This is a genomic window from Providencia sp. PROV080 (assembly GCF_033688105.1).
Classification (GTDB): Bacteria; Pseudomonadota; Gammaproteobacteria; order Enterobacterales; family Enterobacteriaceae; genus Providencia; species Providencia zhejiangensis.
This window is the reverse complement of sequence record NZ_CP096346.1, coordinates 58261-74233: the sequence shown is the minus strand read 5'-3', so window position 1 is coordinate 74233 and position 15973 is coordinate 58261. Positions and strand designations below refer to the sequence as shown.

Here is a 15973-nt window from a genome sequence, read left to right as displayed (position 1 = left end):
AGTGACTTGTTGACATATACCTCTATATCTCTCACTCAGTACCAAGACACATAGGGTATACACTTCATAAACTTCACACCTTGTGAATCAATCTTAATTATAGTTATTTTACTGTTAATGAAAATCATTATCAAACCCATGATATTTATATGGTCTTTCTCATCAACTATCATTGGTGATTTATTTAGCAACTAATACCAATATCACCCTACTTTGTTTTTCTTTAATTTTACCTTTTCACATATAATTAGATGATTAATCCAATTGGCGATTTCGCATCAAATGATAATCCTGTTAAATTCATTACAATTAATACGTGATCTCCCACTCAAAAGAAAAACAAATTTATATTTCCTGCTTTAGTTAACCATTTTTTGACATAGTATTAACATCTGCAAGGAGATAAAAATATGACTCAAATAACTAAGCATCCCGTTCCTGCTGAAATTGCAGAAAATGCCCTGATAAACGAGCAACAGTACAACAATGAGTATCAACTCTCTATTCAAGACCCAGAAAAGTTTTGGGGAGAGAAAGGGAAGGTTGTTGATTGGATTAAGCCGTATACCCGAGTAAAAAACACCTCCTTCGATCCTGGCCATATCAGCATTCGCTGGTTTGAAGATGGCACCCTTAACTTAAGCGCTAACTGTTTAGATCGCCATCTGGCAGATAAAGGCGATCAGACCGCCATCATTTGGGAGGGTGATGACCCCTCCCAATCAAAAAATATCACTTATCGAGAACTGCATCATGATGTAAGTCAGTTCGCTAATGTGTTGAAACAGCAAGGTATTCGTAAAGGCGATGTGGTCGCGATTTACATGCCGATGGTCGTTGAAGCCGCAGTCGCCATGCTCGCTTGTGCTCGCATTGGTGCAATTCATACGGTTATTTTTGCAGGCTTCTCCCCAGAAGCGGTATCAGGCCGTGTTATCGACTGTAAGGCAAAACTCATCATTACAGCGGATGAAGGCTTACGTGCTGGTCGCGCTATACCGCTGAAGAAAAACGTTGACGATGCATTAACCAATCCAAACGTCACAACCGTTGAAAACGTGATTGTCTACCGTCGTACCGGAAATGTACCGAGTTGGGTAGAAGGGCGTGATCTATGGTGGCATGACGTAACGAAAGGTGTCAGTGCAGACTGTCCACCTGAAGAAATGAATGCCGAAGACCCGCTATTTATTCTGTATACCTCGGGTTCAACAGGTAAACCTAAAGGGGTTCTGCATACAACAGGCGGCTATTTAGTCTATGCAACACTGACGTTTAAATATACTTTCGACTATCACCCTGGTGAGGTTTATTGGTGTACTGCCGATGTAGGTTGGGTAACAGGCCATAGCTACCTGCTATATGGTCCATTATCTAATGGTGCAAAAACCTTGATGTTTGAAGGTGTACCTAACTACCCTGCTGTAAACCGTATGAGCCAAGTAGTTGATAAACATAGCGTTAATATTCTTTATACTGCTCCAACCGCTATCCGTGCTCTCATGGCTGAAGGCGATAAAGCTATTGAAGGCACTCATCGTCGTTCATTGCGTATCCTTGGCTCTGTAGGCGAACCTATCAACCCAGAAGCTTGGGAATGGTTCTATAAGAAAATTGGTGATAGCCGCTGTCCAATCGTTGATACATGGTGGCAGACCGAAACGGGTGGCTTTATGATCACTCCGCTTCCGGGTGCAACAATGCTAAAACCTGGCTCAGCAACATTACCATTCTTTGGTGTTCGTCCTGCTCTTGTCGATAACCTAGGAGAACCGCTAGAAGGTGCGACAGAAGGTAACCTAGTTATTGTTGACTCATGGCCTGGTCAGGCTCGTACCTTATATGGTGACCATGAGCGCTTTGAACAAACCTATTTTTCAACGTTTAAAGGTATGTATTTTAGTGGTGATGGGGCTCGTCGAGATGAAGACGGCTATTTCTGGATCACCGGTCGTGTAGATGATGTATTGAATATTTCTGGTCACCGCTTAGGTACCGCTGAAATTGAATCGGCATTAGTCGCACACCCGAAAATTGCAGAAGCTGCCGTTGTCGGCATCCCACATAACATTAAGGGGCAAGCGATCTACGCTTATGTCACCTTAATTTCAGGGGAAGAACCTTCACCAGAGCTGTATACCGAAGTCCGTAACTGGGTACGTAAAGAAATCGGCCCAATCGCGACGCCAGATGTTCTACACTGGACGGATTCGCTTCCGAAAACCCGCTCCGGTAAGATCATGCGCCGTATCCTACGTAAAATCGCATCCGGTGATACCAGTAACTTAGGAGATACCTCCACACTGGCAGATCCAGGTGTTGTCGAAAAACTACTCGAAGAAAAACAATCAATGAGTATGTCATAAGCCTGAGGGTCGCCTTTATGGCGACCTTACATACATTCCAATAAGACGATAACAGAGGAGAACTCTGATGAATGCTACTGCTTATCAAGAGGTAGAGAATAACCCTCGTTTTAAAGAATTGGTAAGGAAACGTGGTCGATTTTCATGGTTGTTGTCAGCTATCACACTAATATTGTATGTCGGTTTTATCTTTCTTATTGCTTTTAACCCAAGTTGGCTTGGAACACCTATCACCGAAGGCTCTTATATCACGCGAGGTATACCTGTTGGTGTAGGGCTCATCGTCATCTCTTTCCTGTTAACTGGCCTATATGTTATTCGGGCAAATGGTGAATATGACCGCTTAACGGCTGAAATCCTAAAAGAGGTGCAAAAATGATAAAAATTATTCCCCTTATCCTACTTTTTGCCTCTTCAGCCGCATTCTCAGATGCGCTGACAGGCGATGTTGAGCGACAGCCTGTGAATATCCAAGCCATTATCATGTTCTTGTTATTCGTTGGATTCACCCTCTATATCACTTATTGGGCATCAAAAAGAACTCGCTCTCGTTCGGATTACTATACTGCTGGCGGTAAAATTACCGGTTTCCAAAATGGTATGGCTATCGCGGGTGACTTTATGTCCGCCGCATCCTTCTTAGGCATTTCTGCGCTTGTGTATACCTCAGGCTATGATGGATTAATCTATTCCATCGGTTTCTTAATCGGTTGGCCAATTATTCTGTTTCTCATTGCTGAGCGCTTACGTAACCTCGGTCGTTATACTTTTGCTGACGTAGCCTCATATCGACTAAAACAAAGACCAATACGGATTTTATCTGCTGTCGGTTCACTGGTCGTTGTTGCACTTTACCTTATTGCTCAGATGGTTGGTGCAGGAAAACTGATTGAACTATTGTTTGGTTTGAATTACCACATTGCCGTCGTTATTGTCGGGATCTTGATGGTGCTATACGTTCTGTTTGGCGGGATGCTCGCCACAACATGGGTGCAAATTATCAAGGCAATCCTATTATTATCAGGCGCAACATTCATGGCTATCATGGTTATGAAACATGTTGGCTTTAATTTCAACACGCTATTTAAAGAAGCGGTAGAAATACATGGCAATGGCCTTTCTATTATGAGCCCAGGGGGATTAGTCTCTGATCCTATATCTGCGTTATCACTTGGCTTAGCATTGATGTTCGGTACAGCGGGCCTTCCTCATATCATCATGCGTTTCTTTACGGTCAGCGATGCAAAAGAAGCACGTAAGAGTGTTTTCTATGCTACTGGTTTTATTGGTTACTTCTATATTTTAACCTTTATTATCGGCTTCGGTGCGATTGTACTTGTCAGTGCAAACCCTGAATTTAAAGATGCAGCAGGTAAACTGATCGGCGGCACCAATATGGCAGCAGTACACCTTGCAAACGCTGTTGGAGGAAACTTCTTTCTCGGCTTTATTTCCGCCGTCGCATTTGCCACCATATTAGCCGTTGTAGCAGGATTAACTCTTGCTGGCGCCTCTGCCGTTTCACATGACCTTTACGCAATGGCAATAAAAAATGGTAAAGCGAATGAAAAAGATGAGCTACGTGTCTCTAAAATCACTGTCGTCATTTTAGGGTTTGTCGCTATCGGCTTAGGTATTTTATTCGAAAATCAAAATATCGCCTTCATGGTAGGACTCGCATTCTCTATCGCGGCAAGCTGTAATTTCCCTATAATTCTACTCTCCATGTATTGGAAAAACTTAACGACACGTGGAGCCTTAGCGGGTGGATGGCTTGGCCTACTGACAGCGGTTATATTGATGATTTTAGGGCCGACAATTTGGGTCAGCATCCTACATCATGAAAAACCAGTTTATCCTTATGAATACCCTGCATTTTTCTCTATGATCGTTGCATTTGTCGCTTCATGGCTATTCTCTGTAACTGATAACTCAGAACAAGGAAAAATGGAAAAAGAACGTTTCAGAGAGCAATTTGTTCGTTCACAAATTGGTTTAGGTATCGAACAAGGTAAATCACACTAACGATATAGAAACCCAATACCCTAGAAAGATAGACAATAAGCAAAGCGGCTCATAATGAGCCGCTTTTTTATCAGCTAGCTAAATTTTATAACGTGGCGTATTGTCGTTAAAAATAATTAGTTACTTAGAATAAGTGGCTTTTTCTATTTGAACCCATTCACTCACTTGTTCAAGAAAATTAGCAGGGTTATTTTTTGATTCTATTTTTAAATTTTCAAACTCATTTTTATTATTCGGAATATACATTGATAATAAATTACCTAATACGGTTTTTTTATTAGCAAATTTACGGCCAATCTTAAACGTCTTATACAACATAGCTGCCAAAGCAGCGCTGATAGCCAAAATTCCAACTATAGAGACTAAACTATAATCAATGTGTAGCAATTTACGTAGTTCATTGAGCAACAAAAAGGGCGTAAAAAACATAACAAGTAAAGATAGAATAACTGCACCATCCTGCCCATTATTAAACTCATGCTCTTTTTGCTTACTAACAGCCACAATATGGCTGAATATCTGGCTATTGGCTGATCTTATATTTTTCATTTTTCCCACCTTAACAAATGAGAACATATTGTGCGTAGTAAAAATCTTTCGTAACACCGAGTTAAGTTACTTATTAGTAGTATATATTTAACTTTTTGCAACATCAATTTAACATTAGTTATCTATTTTTATAGGGTATTATCTTTAAATTAAAGAAAGAATAAGAGCAGTAAGCAGAAATGGCATAAGATCAATAAACTGAATGACTTTTACTTTATGAGTTGATTTTATTGATATTATTAGTTGTCGTATTTTAATAAAAGATGAAGAAAAAAACGCTTTAAACGACTGATTCATTCTTTAAATTAATTAATTTTCAAAAATTTAATTGTTAAAGTGTTAAAACTTACTTATAGATCGCTAAATTATTATCGATACTCAATAAATATTCGTTTCCTTCTATTATGGTCAGAATAATAAAAAACCATCTTCAACAAGAATGAGCTAAAGGTCGTCAATGATCTCTACCGCTATTTGACTCTCCCCTAACAGCCTCTGAGGCCAGAGCTTATAAGCTAGCGAGTTATTTACCTATAAGTTGATGAGATGGATATCGAGTACTCAGTATGATAAAGCGATCTAAACCATTATGTTATTTCGATACCGATTGCGATTCATAAAAATAAACACCAGTCATCCTATAAAATGGTCTCAACCATGAAAATAAGTCGAATAGTGAGCCATTCCTTTATCTCTACTCAATGTGTTGGCTATCAATATGCGGTTCGCTGGTGCAGGATTGGCAAGGAAGCGCCGGGGATGGGGTTGGTGGTGACAGTAAGGCAGAAGGATGATAAAACGGTATCACATCCCCCAAACGCAAAAAAGCCACCCATCGGGTGGCTTTCTCACTAATTTAATGTCTGGCAGTTCCCTACTCTCACATGGGGAGACCCCACACTACCATCGGCGCTACGGCGTTTCACTGCTGAGTTCGGCATGGGGTCAGGTGGGACCACCGCGCTATTGCCGCCAGACAAATTCGGTTTTCGTTCCCGTCGGCTTCCACCAACCAGAACAGCAATCTTGAACAAGCTAATTTCTCGCACTCTGCGTGCGCTTCACAACGTTCTCTCTAAAACACCTTCGGTGTTGTCAGGTTAAGCCTCACGGTTCATTAGTACTGGTTAGCTCAACGTATCGCTACGCTTACACACCCAGCCTATCAACGTCTTAGTCTTAAACGTTCCTTTAGGACCCTTAAAGAGTCAGGGAAGACTCATCTCAAGGCAAGTTTCCCGCTTAGATGCTTTCAGCGGTTATCTCTTCCGCACTTAGCTACCGGGCAGTGCCATTGGCATGACAACCCGAACACCAGTGGTGCGTCCACTCCGGTCCTCTCGTACTAGGAGCAGCCCCTTTCAATCTTCCAACGCCCACGGCAGATAGGGACCGAACTGTCTCACGACGTTCTAAACCCAGCTCGCGTACCACTTTAAATGGCGAACAGCCATACCCTTGGGACCTACTTCAGCCCCAGGATGTGATGAGCCGACATCGAGGTGCCAAACACCGCCGTCGATATGAACTCTTGGGCGGTATCAGCCTGTTATCCCCGGAGTACCTTTTATCCGTTGAGCGATGGCCCTTCCATTCAGAACCACCGGATCACTAAGACCTACTTTCGTACCTGCTCGAGCCGTCACTCTCGCAGTCAAGCTGGCTTATGCCTTTGCACTAACCGCATGATGTCCGACCATGCTTAGCCAACCTTCGTGCTCCTCCGTTACTCTTTGGGAGGAGACCGCCCCAGTCAAACTACCCACCAGACACTGTCCGCACCCCAGATGATGGGGCCACGTTAGAACATCAAACATTAAAGGGTGGTATTTCAAGGTTGGCTCCATGCAGACTGGCGTCCACACTTCAAAGCCTCCCACCTATCCTACACATCAAGGCTCAATGTTCAGTGTCAAGCTATAGTAAAGGTTCACGGGGTCTTTCCGTCTTGCCGCGGGTACACTGCATCTTCACAGCGAGTTCAATTTCACTGAGTCTCGGGTGGAGACAGCCTGGCCATCATTACGCCATTCGTGCAGGTCGGAACTTACCCGACAAGGAATTTCGCTACCTTAGGACCGTTATAGTTACGGCCGCCGTTTACTGGGGCTTCGATCAAGAGCTTCTCCTTACGGATAACCCCATCAATTAACCTTCCAGCACCGGGCAGGCGTCACACCGTATACGTCCACTTTCGTGTTTGCACAGTGCTGTGTTTTTAATAAACAGTTGCAGCCAGCTGGTATCTGCGACTGGCTTCAGCTCCATCCGCAAGGGACTTCACCTAGCGCCAGCGTGCCTTCTCCCGAAGTTACGGCACCATTTTGCCTAGTTCCTTCACCCGAGTTCTCTCAAGCGCCTGAGTATTCTCTACCTGACCACCTGTGTCGGTTTGGGGTACGATTAATGATAATCTAGAGCTTAGAGGCTTTTCCTGGAAGCGGGGCATGAGCTACTTCGCCACCGTAGTGACTCGTCATCAGACCTCAGCATAGAGTGAACCGGATTTGCCTAATTCACCTGCCTACATCCTTAAACCGGGACAACCGTCGCCCGGCCAGCCTAGCCTTCTCCGTCCCCCCATCGCAATTATCACCAGTACAGGAATATTAACCTGTTTCCCATCGACTACGCATTTCTGCCTCGCCTTAGGGGTCGACTCACCCTGCCCCGATTAACGTTGGACAGGAACCCTTGGTCTTCCGGCGTGCGGGTTTTTCACCCGCATTATCGTTACTTATGTCAGCATTCGCACTTCTGATACCTCCAGCATGCCTCACAGCACACCTTCACAGGCTTACAGAACGCTCCCCTACCCAACAACATCTAAATGTCGCTGCCGCAGCTTCGGTGCATGGTTTAGCCCCGTTACATCTTCCGCGCAGGCCGACTCGACCAGTGAGCTATTACGCTTTCTTTAAATGATGGCTGCTTCTAAGCCAACATCCTGGCTGTCTGAGCCTTCCCACTTCGTTTCCCACTTAACCATGACTTTGGGACCTTAGCTGGCGGTCTGGGTTGTTTCCCTCTTCACGACGAACGTTAGCACCCGCCGTGTGTCTCCCGTGATAACATTCTTCGGTATTCGTAGTTTGCATCGGGTTGGTAAGTCGGGATGACCCCCTAGCCGAAACAGTGCTCTACCCCCGAAGATGAGTTCACGAGGCGCTACCTAAATAGCTTTCGGGGAGAACCAGCTATCTCCCGGTTTGATTGGCCTTTCACCCCCAGCCACAAGTCATCCGCTAATTTTTCAACATTAGTCGGTTCGGTCCTCCAGTTAGTGTTACCCAACCTTCAACCTGCCCATGGCTAGATCACCGGGTTTCGGGTCTATACCCTGCAACTTAATCGCCCAGTTAAGACTCGGTTTCCCTACGGCTCCCCTATACGGTTAACCTTGCTACAGAATATAAGTCGCTGACCCATTATACAAAAGGTACGCAGTCACCCCATCCTCAAATGTCCCGCTTGTCTTTGCGGCCAATCTTGCCCGATTTTTTAACTTCCGCTGCTCGTGTACTTCTATGTACACTGCGCTGCGGCTTGAAAAAATCAGCCAATCTTGTTTGCAAATCCTGCGCTGTTCTTGTGGTGGTTGTTTAAACCCTCACTCAATTGCCGAGGCACTTGAGTGATGGGGCTCCCACTGCTTGTACGTACACGGTTTCAGGTTCTATTTCACTCCCCTCGCCGGGGTTCTTTTCGCCTTTCCCTCACGGTACTGGTTCACTATCGGTCAATCAGGAGTATTTAGCCTTGGAGGATGGTCCCCCCATATTCAGACAGGATAACACGTGTCCCGCCCTACTCGTCGAGTTCACAACACCAACACCTTCGGATACGGGGCTATCACCCTTTACTGCCGGACTTTCCAGACCGTTCTCCTGATGCTGATGCTGATTAAGACTCTGGGCTGCTCCCCGTTCGCTCGCCGCTACTAGGGGAATCTCGGTTGATTTCTTTTCCTCGAGGTACTGAGATGTTTCAGTTCCCTCGGTTCGCCTCGTTTGACTATGGATTCATCAAACGATAGTGCAACGAATTGCACTGGGTTTCCCCATTCGGACATCGTCGGTTATAGCGGTTCATATCACCTTACCGACGCTTTTCGCAGATTAGCACGTCCTTCATCGCCTCTGATTGCCTAGGCATCCACCGTGTACGCTTAGTCGCTTAACCTCACAACCCGAAATTGTTTCAACGATCACCTAACTGTCATGGCTGTGCGTGGTGAAATTCTTTGTTGCGCGGTGCTCGTCATGCTCACGTACCCATGTACGCTGCGCTGACTGCGCTCCTACGCCGCGAATTTCACACTGCTCGCTCATGCCACTCGTTTGAATGACCGAAAACTTCAGGTTTGAAATTTTGAGAGACTCTCACATTGTTTAAGCGATAAACAATGTGCGTTGTTTCAATTTTCAGCTTGTTCCAGATTGTTAAAGAGCATAATTATTCGCAATAGACTATAACTAATCTATTCTGAATAATTCAAAAGTATTATGGTGGAGCTAAGCGGGATCGAACCGCTGACCTCCTGCGTGCAAGGCAGGCGCTCTCCCAGCTGAGCTATAGCCCCATAACAGGTTTATCAGTATCGTCTTTTCTTTAATCAAGAAATTAAAAGCCAAATCGAATTTAGGTAAGGCATAACTTGGCGACGTTTACGTGGGTAAACGAGCTAAGTTATAACGCAGTATTAATTCGATTTTGGTAGGCCTGAGTGGACTTGAACCACCGACCTCACCCTTATCAGGGGTGCGCTCTAACCACCTGAGCTACAAGCCTATTGATACCGTTGACTCTATTTCATCAGACAATCTGTGTGAACACTTCACAAGAACACTTCAATGGTAAGGAGGTGATCCAACCGCAGGTTCCCCTACGGTTACCTTGTTACGACTTCACCCCAGTCATGGATCACAAAGTGGTAAGCGCCCTCCCGAAGGTTAAGCTACCTACTTCTTTTGCAACCCACTCCCATGGTGTGACGGGCGGTGTGTACAAGGCCCGGGAACGTATTCACCGTAGCATTCTGATCTACGATTACTAGCGATTCCGACTTCATGGAGTCGAGTTGCAGACTCCAATCCGGACTACGACGTACTTTATGAGTTCCGCTTGCTCTCGCGAGGTCGCTTCTCTTTGTATACGCCATTGTAGCACGTGTGTAGCCCTACTCGTAAGGGCCATGATGACTTGACGTCATCCCCACCTTCCTCCGGTTTATCACCGGCAGTCTCCTTTGAGTTCCCGACCGAATCGCTGGCAACAAAGGATAAGGGTTGCGCTCGTTGCGGGACTTAACCCAACATTTCACAACACGAGCTGACGACAGCCATGCAGCACCTGTCTCAGAGTTCCCGAAGGCACTAAAGCATCTCTGCTAAATTCTCTGGATGTCAAGAGTAGGTAAGGTTCTTCGCGTTGCATCGAATTAAACCACATGCTCCACCGCTTGTGCGGGCCCCCGTCAATTCATTTGAGTTTTAACCTTGCGGCCGTACTCCCCAGGCGGTCGATTTAACGCGTTAGCTCCGGAAGCCACACCTCAAGGGCACAACCTCCAAATCGACATCGTTTACAGCGTGGACTACCAGGGTATCTAATCCTGTTTGCTCCCCACGCTTTCGCACCTGAGCGTCAGTCTTTGTCCAGGGGGCCGCCTTCGCCACCGGTATTCCTCCACATCTCTACGCATTTCACCGCTACACATGGAATTCTACCCCCCTCTACAAGACTCTAGCTGACCAGTCTTAGATGCCATTCCCAGGTTAAGCCCGGGGATTTCACATCTAACTTAATCAACCGCCTGCGTGCGCTTTACGCCCAGTAATTCCGATTAACGCTTGCACCCTCCGTATTACCGCGGCTGCTGGCACGGAGTTAGCCGGTGCTTCTTCTGTCGGTAACGTCAATCGTTGATGATATTAGCATCAACGCCTTCCTCCCGACTGAAAGTACTTTACAACCCTAGGGCCTTCTTCATACACGCGGCATGGCTGCATCAGGCTTGCGCCCATTGTGCAATATTCCCCACTGCTGCCTCCCGTAGGAGTCTGGGCCGTGTCTCAGTCCCAGTGTGGCTGATCATCCTCTCAGACCAGCTAGGGATCGTCGCCTAGGTGAGCCATTACCCCACCTACTAGCTAATCCCATATGGGTTCATCCGATAGCGCAAGGCCCGAAGGTCCCCTGCTTTGCTCCTTAGAGATTATGCGGTATTAGCCACCGTTTCCAGTAGTTATCCCCCTCTATCGGGCAGATCCCCATACATTACTCACCCGTCCGCCGCTCGTCAGCGAGAAGCAAGCTTCCCCTGTTACCGCTCGACTTGCATGTGTTAGGCCTGCCGCCAGCGTTCAATCTGAGCCATGATCAAACTCTTCAATTAAAAGTGTTTGATGCTCAAAGAATTAAACTGACTACATTCTTTCATATATGAATTAACGTGTTAGTCACTCTTCAAGACTTAAAATCAAATATTTTTTTGATAGTGTCCTGTGAGTGCCCACACAGATTGTCTGATAAATTGTTAAAGAGCGTTGCGACTTTATCTTTCGATATTAACCGTTTAGGTTGTTGTCGCGAGGTGTCGTATACTACGTTTTTCTGTCAGAAAGTCAAGTGATTATTTTCAACTTTTTCTCTCTTTTTCACCTCAGTCATCACGAGGGTTTCTTTTTCAACCTGACCACCGAAGCGGTTTGTCGTGACAACGGATGCGCATTATAGGGAGTCAGAAAATTCTGGCAACCCTTATTTTGCATTTTCTTTTCGTTCGCGCTTTTTTTCACCAAAACGGTGAAAATTCAACTAAAACAGCGGTAGAATTGATTATTTCAGCAGCAATTATTCGTTAACTCACGTAATATAATCGCTTAAGGTTATGTATTGGAATCAATTATGGAATTTAGTGAGCAGCAAACAGCTTCGCAAAAGAACCTTTCTTATCTCATTGCTGAACAACTAGGACAAGAGATATTGAAAGGAACGTATTTACCTAGCGCTATACTACCGAGTGAAGCGGAGTTATCTGACAAATTCCAAGCCAGTCGCACTGCAATAAGAGAAGCCGTTAAGATTCTCGCTGCAAAAGGCATGCTACTTGCTCGCCCTAGGATAGGAACAAGAGTAATGCCTTCCTCTCATTGGAATTTTTTGGATCAAGATCTACTAAAATGGTGGATAAACAGCGATGAACAAGACGTTGTGATAAAACATTTCCATGTAGTGCGACTCGCAATTGAACCACAGGCTTGTTACTTTGCTGCACAACATGCCACAGGTGAACAAACGAAATTACTCAAATTATTGGCTAATGAAATGCAATTATTAGCGAAACAATTTGATAGGCAACGTTGGATAGATGTTGATCATCGCTTTCACTTATCTATATATGAAGCTTGTGCAAATCCATTTCTGATTTCTTTTGCCAATTTATTCCGTTCTGTTTATCAGTTTTATTTTGATGCTATTACTGAAAATGACGTTATTGAAGTCGAAACTCATCAACAACTGGCAAATGCCATAATAAAAGGTAATAGCGCCAAAGCGTTTGATCTCTGCTATAAGTTATTAACTATCACAGGGAAAAATATCTAACACGATAACTTTCTATGTTTGCTTTAACTTTTATTTTTTAATAGGTTACCGATGTTAAAAACAGCCAAAAGCATGTCAGGTCTTCCATGGATAGCCGCAATGGCATTTTTCATGCAAGCCCTTGATGCAACTATTCTTAATACGGCGTTACCGGATATCGCCAAAAGTCTTCATCATTCACCTCTAGCGATGCAATCAGCGATTGTTAGTTATACATTAACTGTCGCACTGCTTATTCCTGTGAGTGGTTGGTTTGCAGATAGATTTGGCACTCGCCGCATTTTTATTATAGCCGTTTCGCTGTTTTCCTTTGGCTCCCTTCTCTGTGCTTTATCACCTTCATTAACTTTTTTAGTTATCTCGCGAGTTATACAAGGTATTGGTGGCGCAATGATGATGCCTGTTGCTCGCTTAGCATTAATTCGCGCATACCCACGTAGTGAATTACTTCCGATCTTAAACTTTGTCACTATACCTGGGTTAGTGGGTCCAATTTTAGGTCCACTATTAGGTGGGGTACTTGTGACTTACGCGACATGGCATTGGATTTTTATTATCAATATTCCTATTGGCGTTTTAGGGATTTTATACGCGTTAAAATCGATGCCTGACTTTAAAATGCCAAAACGTAAGTTTGATGTTCTTGGTTTTATACTCTTTGGTTTTGGCCTTGTAATGTTATCTGTCAGTCTCGATTTATTTGGTGATAAATCCTTACCGAGCTATATCCCAGCAGCGATTGTTTTAGGGGGGTTCTTCTGTTTATTCCTATATATCTTCCACGCTAGAAGAATCAAACATGCCATTATTCCTTTAAACTTATTTAAGACTCGCACCTTTAGTATTGGTATTAGCGGTAATATTGCCACTCGGTTAGGAACCGGCAGCATTCCCTTTTTGATGCCACTAATGTTACAAGTTGGATTTGGCTATGAAGCCGTCGTCGCAGGTATGATGATGGCACCAATGGCAATAGGATCCATTATTGCTAAGTCAGCAGTAACACGAATATTAACTGGCTTTGGCTATCGCAAAACATTATTTACCGTCACCGTCATTATTAGTTTCATGATCGCTCAGTTTTCGCTTCAGACGCCAAATATGTCTATCTATTTATTGGTGTTACCTTTATTTGTACTCGGCATGGTTATGTCAACGCAATTTACGGCAATGAATACCATTTGCTTAGCTGATTTAACCGATAATAATGCTAGTGCGGGAAATAGTATGCTTGCGGTGACTCAGCAGCTCTCTATTAGTTTTGGTATTGCCGTGAGTGCAGCCATATTGAGTTTTTATGAAGGGTTACCAAATGGAAATATCGTTGATAATTTTCATTACACCTTTATCACTATTGGTGTCATTACCTTGGTTTCCGCATTTGTGTTCTTATTATTGAAAAAAAGCGATGGTCAAAACTTAATAAAGAATAAGTCACAACCATCCGATAAGAACTAGTTACTTCTCACTGATTGGCGCTCAACAAGTTTGGGCGTCAATACTAAAACATTAGCATCCGCTTCAGGATTATCCATCCGAAAAATAAGCTGATCGACTGCTAATTTACCTAACTCATCCTTTGGTTGGTGAATCGTCGTCAATGGCGGGATCATATAAGGTGATAGATCGATATCATCGTAACCAATAATTGAAATATCGTCAGGGACTTTAAGACCTTTGCTAAAAATGGCTTGATAAGCCCCAACGGCCATCGCGTCATTCCCTGCAAAAATAGCTTTCGGGGGATTATCAAGTGCCAACAGTTTATTCATTGAATTAAAACCACCAGCAAATTCAAAATCACTGAAAATAATATATTCATCCGGAATCTTTAATGATGCTTGTTTCATTGCTTGCATGAACCCTTGGAAACGCGCTCGAGCTGGAGATTTATCCTGAGGGCCAGCAATACAGGCTATTTGTGTGAATCCAGCATCAATTAAATAACGTGTGGCAATTTCACCGCCAAGGAAAGAGTTATCTTGAATAATGTCGCCTCCTGATTCGAATGGAGACCAATCCATCATCACAGTTGGAACGGCTGGATAACGAGAAAGTACCTCTTTTGATGGCCCTTGCACTTCCGTACACATGATTAATAAACCATCAACACGCTTTTGTAATAACGTTTCTAAACTGTGGTTCATTCGCTGAAGATCACCCTCTGTATTACAAAGGATTAAACTAAAACCACGTTCATAGCAGCTTCGTTCAACACCACGAACGACTTCCGCATAAAAAGGGTTATTACTGGTCGTCAATAACATACCAATTGTATTGGTGCGATTCATTTTCAAACTACGTGCTAATGCTGATGGAGCATAGTTGAGTTGTTCAATCGCATTTTTGACTCGTAATGTCACACTTTCGCTGACATAGCGATTTTGATTGATGACATGAGAAACGGTGGATGTTGAAACACCGGCTAGGCGCGCAACATCTTTCATAGTTGCCACAAGTTATTCCTGTTGAGTTAAAAATGCATCAATTTCATTTCGCCACGGTACAGAGGGCTGAGCACCCGGTCTAGTCACAGCAATCGCTGCTGCGGCATGCGCAAAAATGATCGCTTCTGCATCACTTTTACCTTCGAGCAAAGCCGTAACATAGGCACCATTAAAAGTATCTCCGGCAGCAATTGTATCGACGGCTTTAACTTTAAATCCAGCAATAATTGTCCCTGTTGAACCTTTTTCACTATACCAGACACCTCTAGCACCTAAGGTAATCATCACTTTACTGATACCTTTATCATGTAAAATTTGAGCTGCCGCTTGAGCACCTTGCTCATCTTTCACTGCAATGCCAGTTAAATGTTCTGCCTCAGTTTCATTTGGCGTAATCACATCAATCAAAGCAAGTAATGAATCAGGAAGTGCTTGAGCAGGGGCAGGGTTTAAAATCACTTTGGTATTATTTTTTTGCGCAATTTCAGCCGCGAGTTGGACTGCTTCGATTGGGGATTCTAATTGCATCAATACTGCGTCAGCATCGATGATTTTTTGTTGGTAATGTGTAACTCTTTCTTCTGTTAAATGAGCGTTTGCTCCAGCATGGATGCCAATCACATTTTCACCTTGTTGATTAACAAAAATCAACGCAACACCCGTTGTTTCGTTATCAATCGCATCAATGCATTCAACATTAATATTATCATTTTTTAGTTGTGTCTTAATGTTTTGCCCAATGCTATCGTTACCTACACAAGCAATAAATGTTATATCAGCACCACTTCGTCCGGCAGCAACCGCTTGGTTTGCACCTTTTCCACCAAATGCAACTTGATAGTGACTCCCTCTCACTGTTTCTCCAGGCTGCGGAAATTGCTCAATATTTAAAATATGATCAGCATTGATGCTACCTAAAACGACCAGTTTAGCTGTGCCCATAACATGTATTTCCTTTTGCATTTTTTTCTTTATATT

9 protein-coding genes, 2 tRNA genes and 3 rRNA genes are annotated in these 15973 nt (G+C 43.9%); 6 read left to right on the top strand and 8 right to left on the bottom strand.

All coding sequences use genetic code 11. The features are described 5' to 3' along the window. The first annotated feature begins 410 nt into the window (after positions 1-410). The 3 genes from acs to actP all read left to right on the top strand — a co-directional run bounded on the left by acs (position 411) and on the right by actP (position 4391). On the top strand, positions 411-2366 hold the full coding sequence (gene acs / locus M1F03_RS00295) for an acetate--CoA ligase (protein ID WP_154621864.1): 1956 nt from the start codon (positions 411-413) through the stop codon (positions 2364-2366). A gap of 67 nt (positions 2367-2433) precedes the next feature. Continuing rightward, positions 2434-2745 carry a DUF485 domain-containing protein gene (locus tag M1F03_RS00290; RefSeq protein WP_154621865.1) on the top strand — a complete coding sequence of 104 codons (312 nt, stop codon included), beginning with the start codon at positions 2434-2436 and terminating at the stop codon, positions 2743-2745. Continuing rightward, positions 2742-4391: a cation/acetate symporter ActP gene (actP, locus tag M1F03_RS00285; RefSeq protein ID WP_154621866.1), complete on the top strand. Its 1650-nt coding sequence runs from the start codon at positions 2742-2744 to the stop codon at positions 4389-4391. Before M1F03_RS00290 ends, actP begins: the two co-directional genes overlap by 4 nt. A 120-nt stretch (positions 4392-4511) precedes the next feature. Here the strand turns inward: actP and M1F03_RS00280 are convergent, their stop codons facing one another. Then, positions 4512-4940: a hypothetical protein gene (locus tag M1F03_RS00280; RefSeq protein ID WP_154635690.1), complete on the bottom strand. Its 429-nt coding sequence runs from the start codon at positions 4938-4940 to the stop codon at positions 4512-4514. A 657-nt stretch (positions 4941-5597) separates the two neighbouring features. Here M1F03_RS00280 and M1F03_RS00275 point away from each other — a divergent pair. Beyond that, positions 5598-5795 (top strand): hypothetical protein, encoded by a 198-nt coding sequence (locus M1F03_RS00275; RefSeq protein ID WP_251464826.1) that lies wholly within the window; start codon positions 5598-5600, stop codon positions 5793-5795. Positions 5796-5801: 6 nt separating this feature from the next. Here M1F03_RS00275 and rrf read toward each other — a convergent pair. The 5 genes from rrf to M1F03_RS00250 all read right to left on the bottom strand — a co-directional run bounded on the left by rrf (position 5802) and on the right by M1F03_RS00250 (position 11337). Continuing rightward, a 5S ribosomal RNA gene (gene rrf, locus M1F03_RS00270) occupies positions 5802-5917 on the bottom strand. Between the two features lie 119 nt (positions 5918-6036). After that, positions 6037-9122 (bottom strand): 23S ribosomal RNA (locus M1F03_RS00265). A 324-nt stretch (positions 9123-9446) separates the two neighbouring features. Next, a tRNA-Ala gene (locus M1F03_RS00260) sits at positions 9447-9522 on the bottom strand. A 132-nt stretch (positions 9523-9654) separates the two neighbouring features. Then, positions 9655-9731 (bottom strand) — tRNA-Ile (locus tag M1F03_RS00255). A gap of 66 nt (positions 9732-9797) precedes the next feature. Beyond that, positions 9798-11337 (bottom strand): 16S ribosomal RNA (locus M1F03_RS00250). The 16S, 23S and 5S rRNA genes sit together here with 2 tRNA genes alongside, the layout of an rRNA operon. Positions 11338-11849: 512 nt before the next feature. Between M1F03_RS00250 and M1F03_RS00245 the strand changes: the two genes are divergently transcribed. Further along, positions 11850-12548, top strand: coding sequence for a FadR/GntR family transcriptional regulator (locus M1F03_RS00245; RefSeq protein WP_154625042.1), 699 nt, complete (start codon positions 11850-11852; stop codon positions 12546-12548). A 51-nt stretch (positions 12549-12599) separates the two neighbouring features. Next, the gene (mdtD, locus tag M1F03_RS00240; protein ID WP_154625041.1) at positions 12600-14006 is read left to right on the top strand and encodes a multidrug transporter subunit MdtD; all 1407 of its coding nucleotides are present in this window, start codon (positions 12600-12602) and stop codon (positions 14004-14006) included. Here the strand turns inward: mdtD and rbsR are convergent. Beyond that, on the bottom strand, positions 14003-15004 hold the full coding sequence (gene rbsR, locus M1F03_RS00235) for a ribose operon transcriptional repressor RbsR (RefSeq protein ID WP_167520906.1): 1002 nt from the start codon (positions 15002-15004) through the stop codon (positions 14003-14005). The genes mdtD and rbsR overlap by 4 nt on opposite strands. A 3-nt stretch (positions 15005-15007) precedes the next feature. Further along, entirely contained in the window at positions 15008-15937 is a 930-nt protein-coding gene (rbsK, locus tag M1F03_RS00230) for a ribokinase (protein WP_154625040.1), read from the bottom strand. Positions 15938-15973: the final 36 nt, after the last annotated feature.

Coding starts and splice junctions, on each gene's coding strand:
- acs (WP_154621864.1), top strand. CDS start 411: ATGACTCAAATAACTAAGCATCCCGTTCCTGCTGAAATTGCAGAAAAT.
- M1F03_RS00290 (WP_154621865.1), top strand. CDS start 2,434: ATGAATGCTACTGCTTATCAAGAGGTAGAGAATAACCCTCGTTTTAAA.
- actP (WP_154621866.1), top strand. CDS start 2,742: ATGATAAAAATTATTCCCCTTATCCTACTTTTTGCCTCTTCAGCCGCA.
- M1F03_RS00280 (WP_154635690.1), bottom strand. CDS start 4,940: ATGAAAAATATAAGATCAGCCAATAGCCAGATATTCAGCCATATTGTG.
- M1F03_RS00275 (WP_251464826.1), top strand. CDS start 5,598: ATGAAAATAAGTCGAATAGTGAGCCATTCCTTTATCTCTACTCAATGT.
- M1F03_RS00245 (WP_154625042.1), top strand. CDS start 11,850: ATGGAATTTAGTGAGCAGCAAACAGCTTCGCAAAAGAACCTTTCTTAT.
- mdtD (WP_154625041.1), top strand. CDS start 12,600: ATGTTAAAAACAGCCAAAAGCATGTCAGGTCTTCCATGGATAGCCGCA.
- rbsK (WP_154625040.1), bottom strand. CDS start 15,937: ATGGGCACAGCTAAACTGGTCGTTTTAGGTAGCATCAATGCTGATCAT.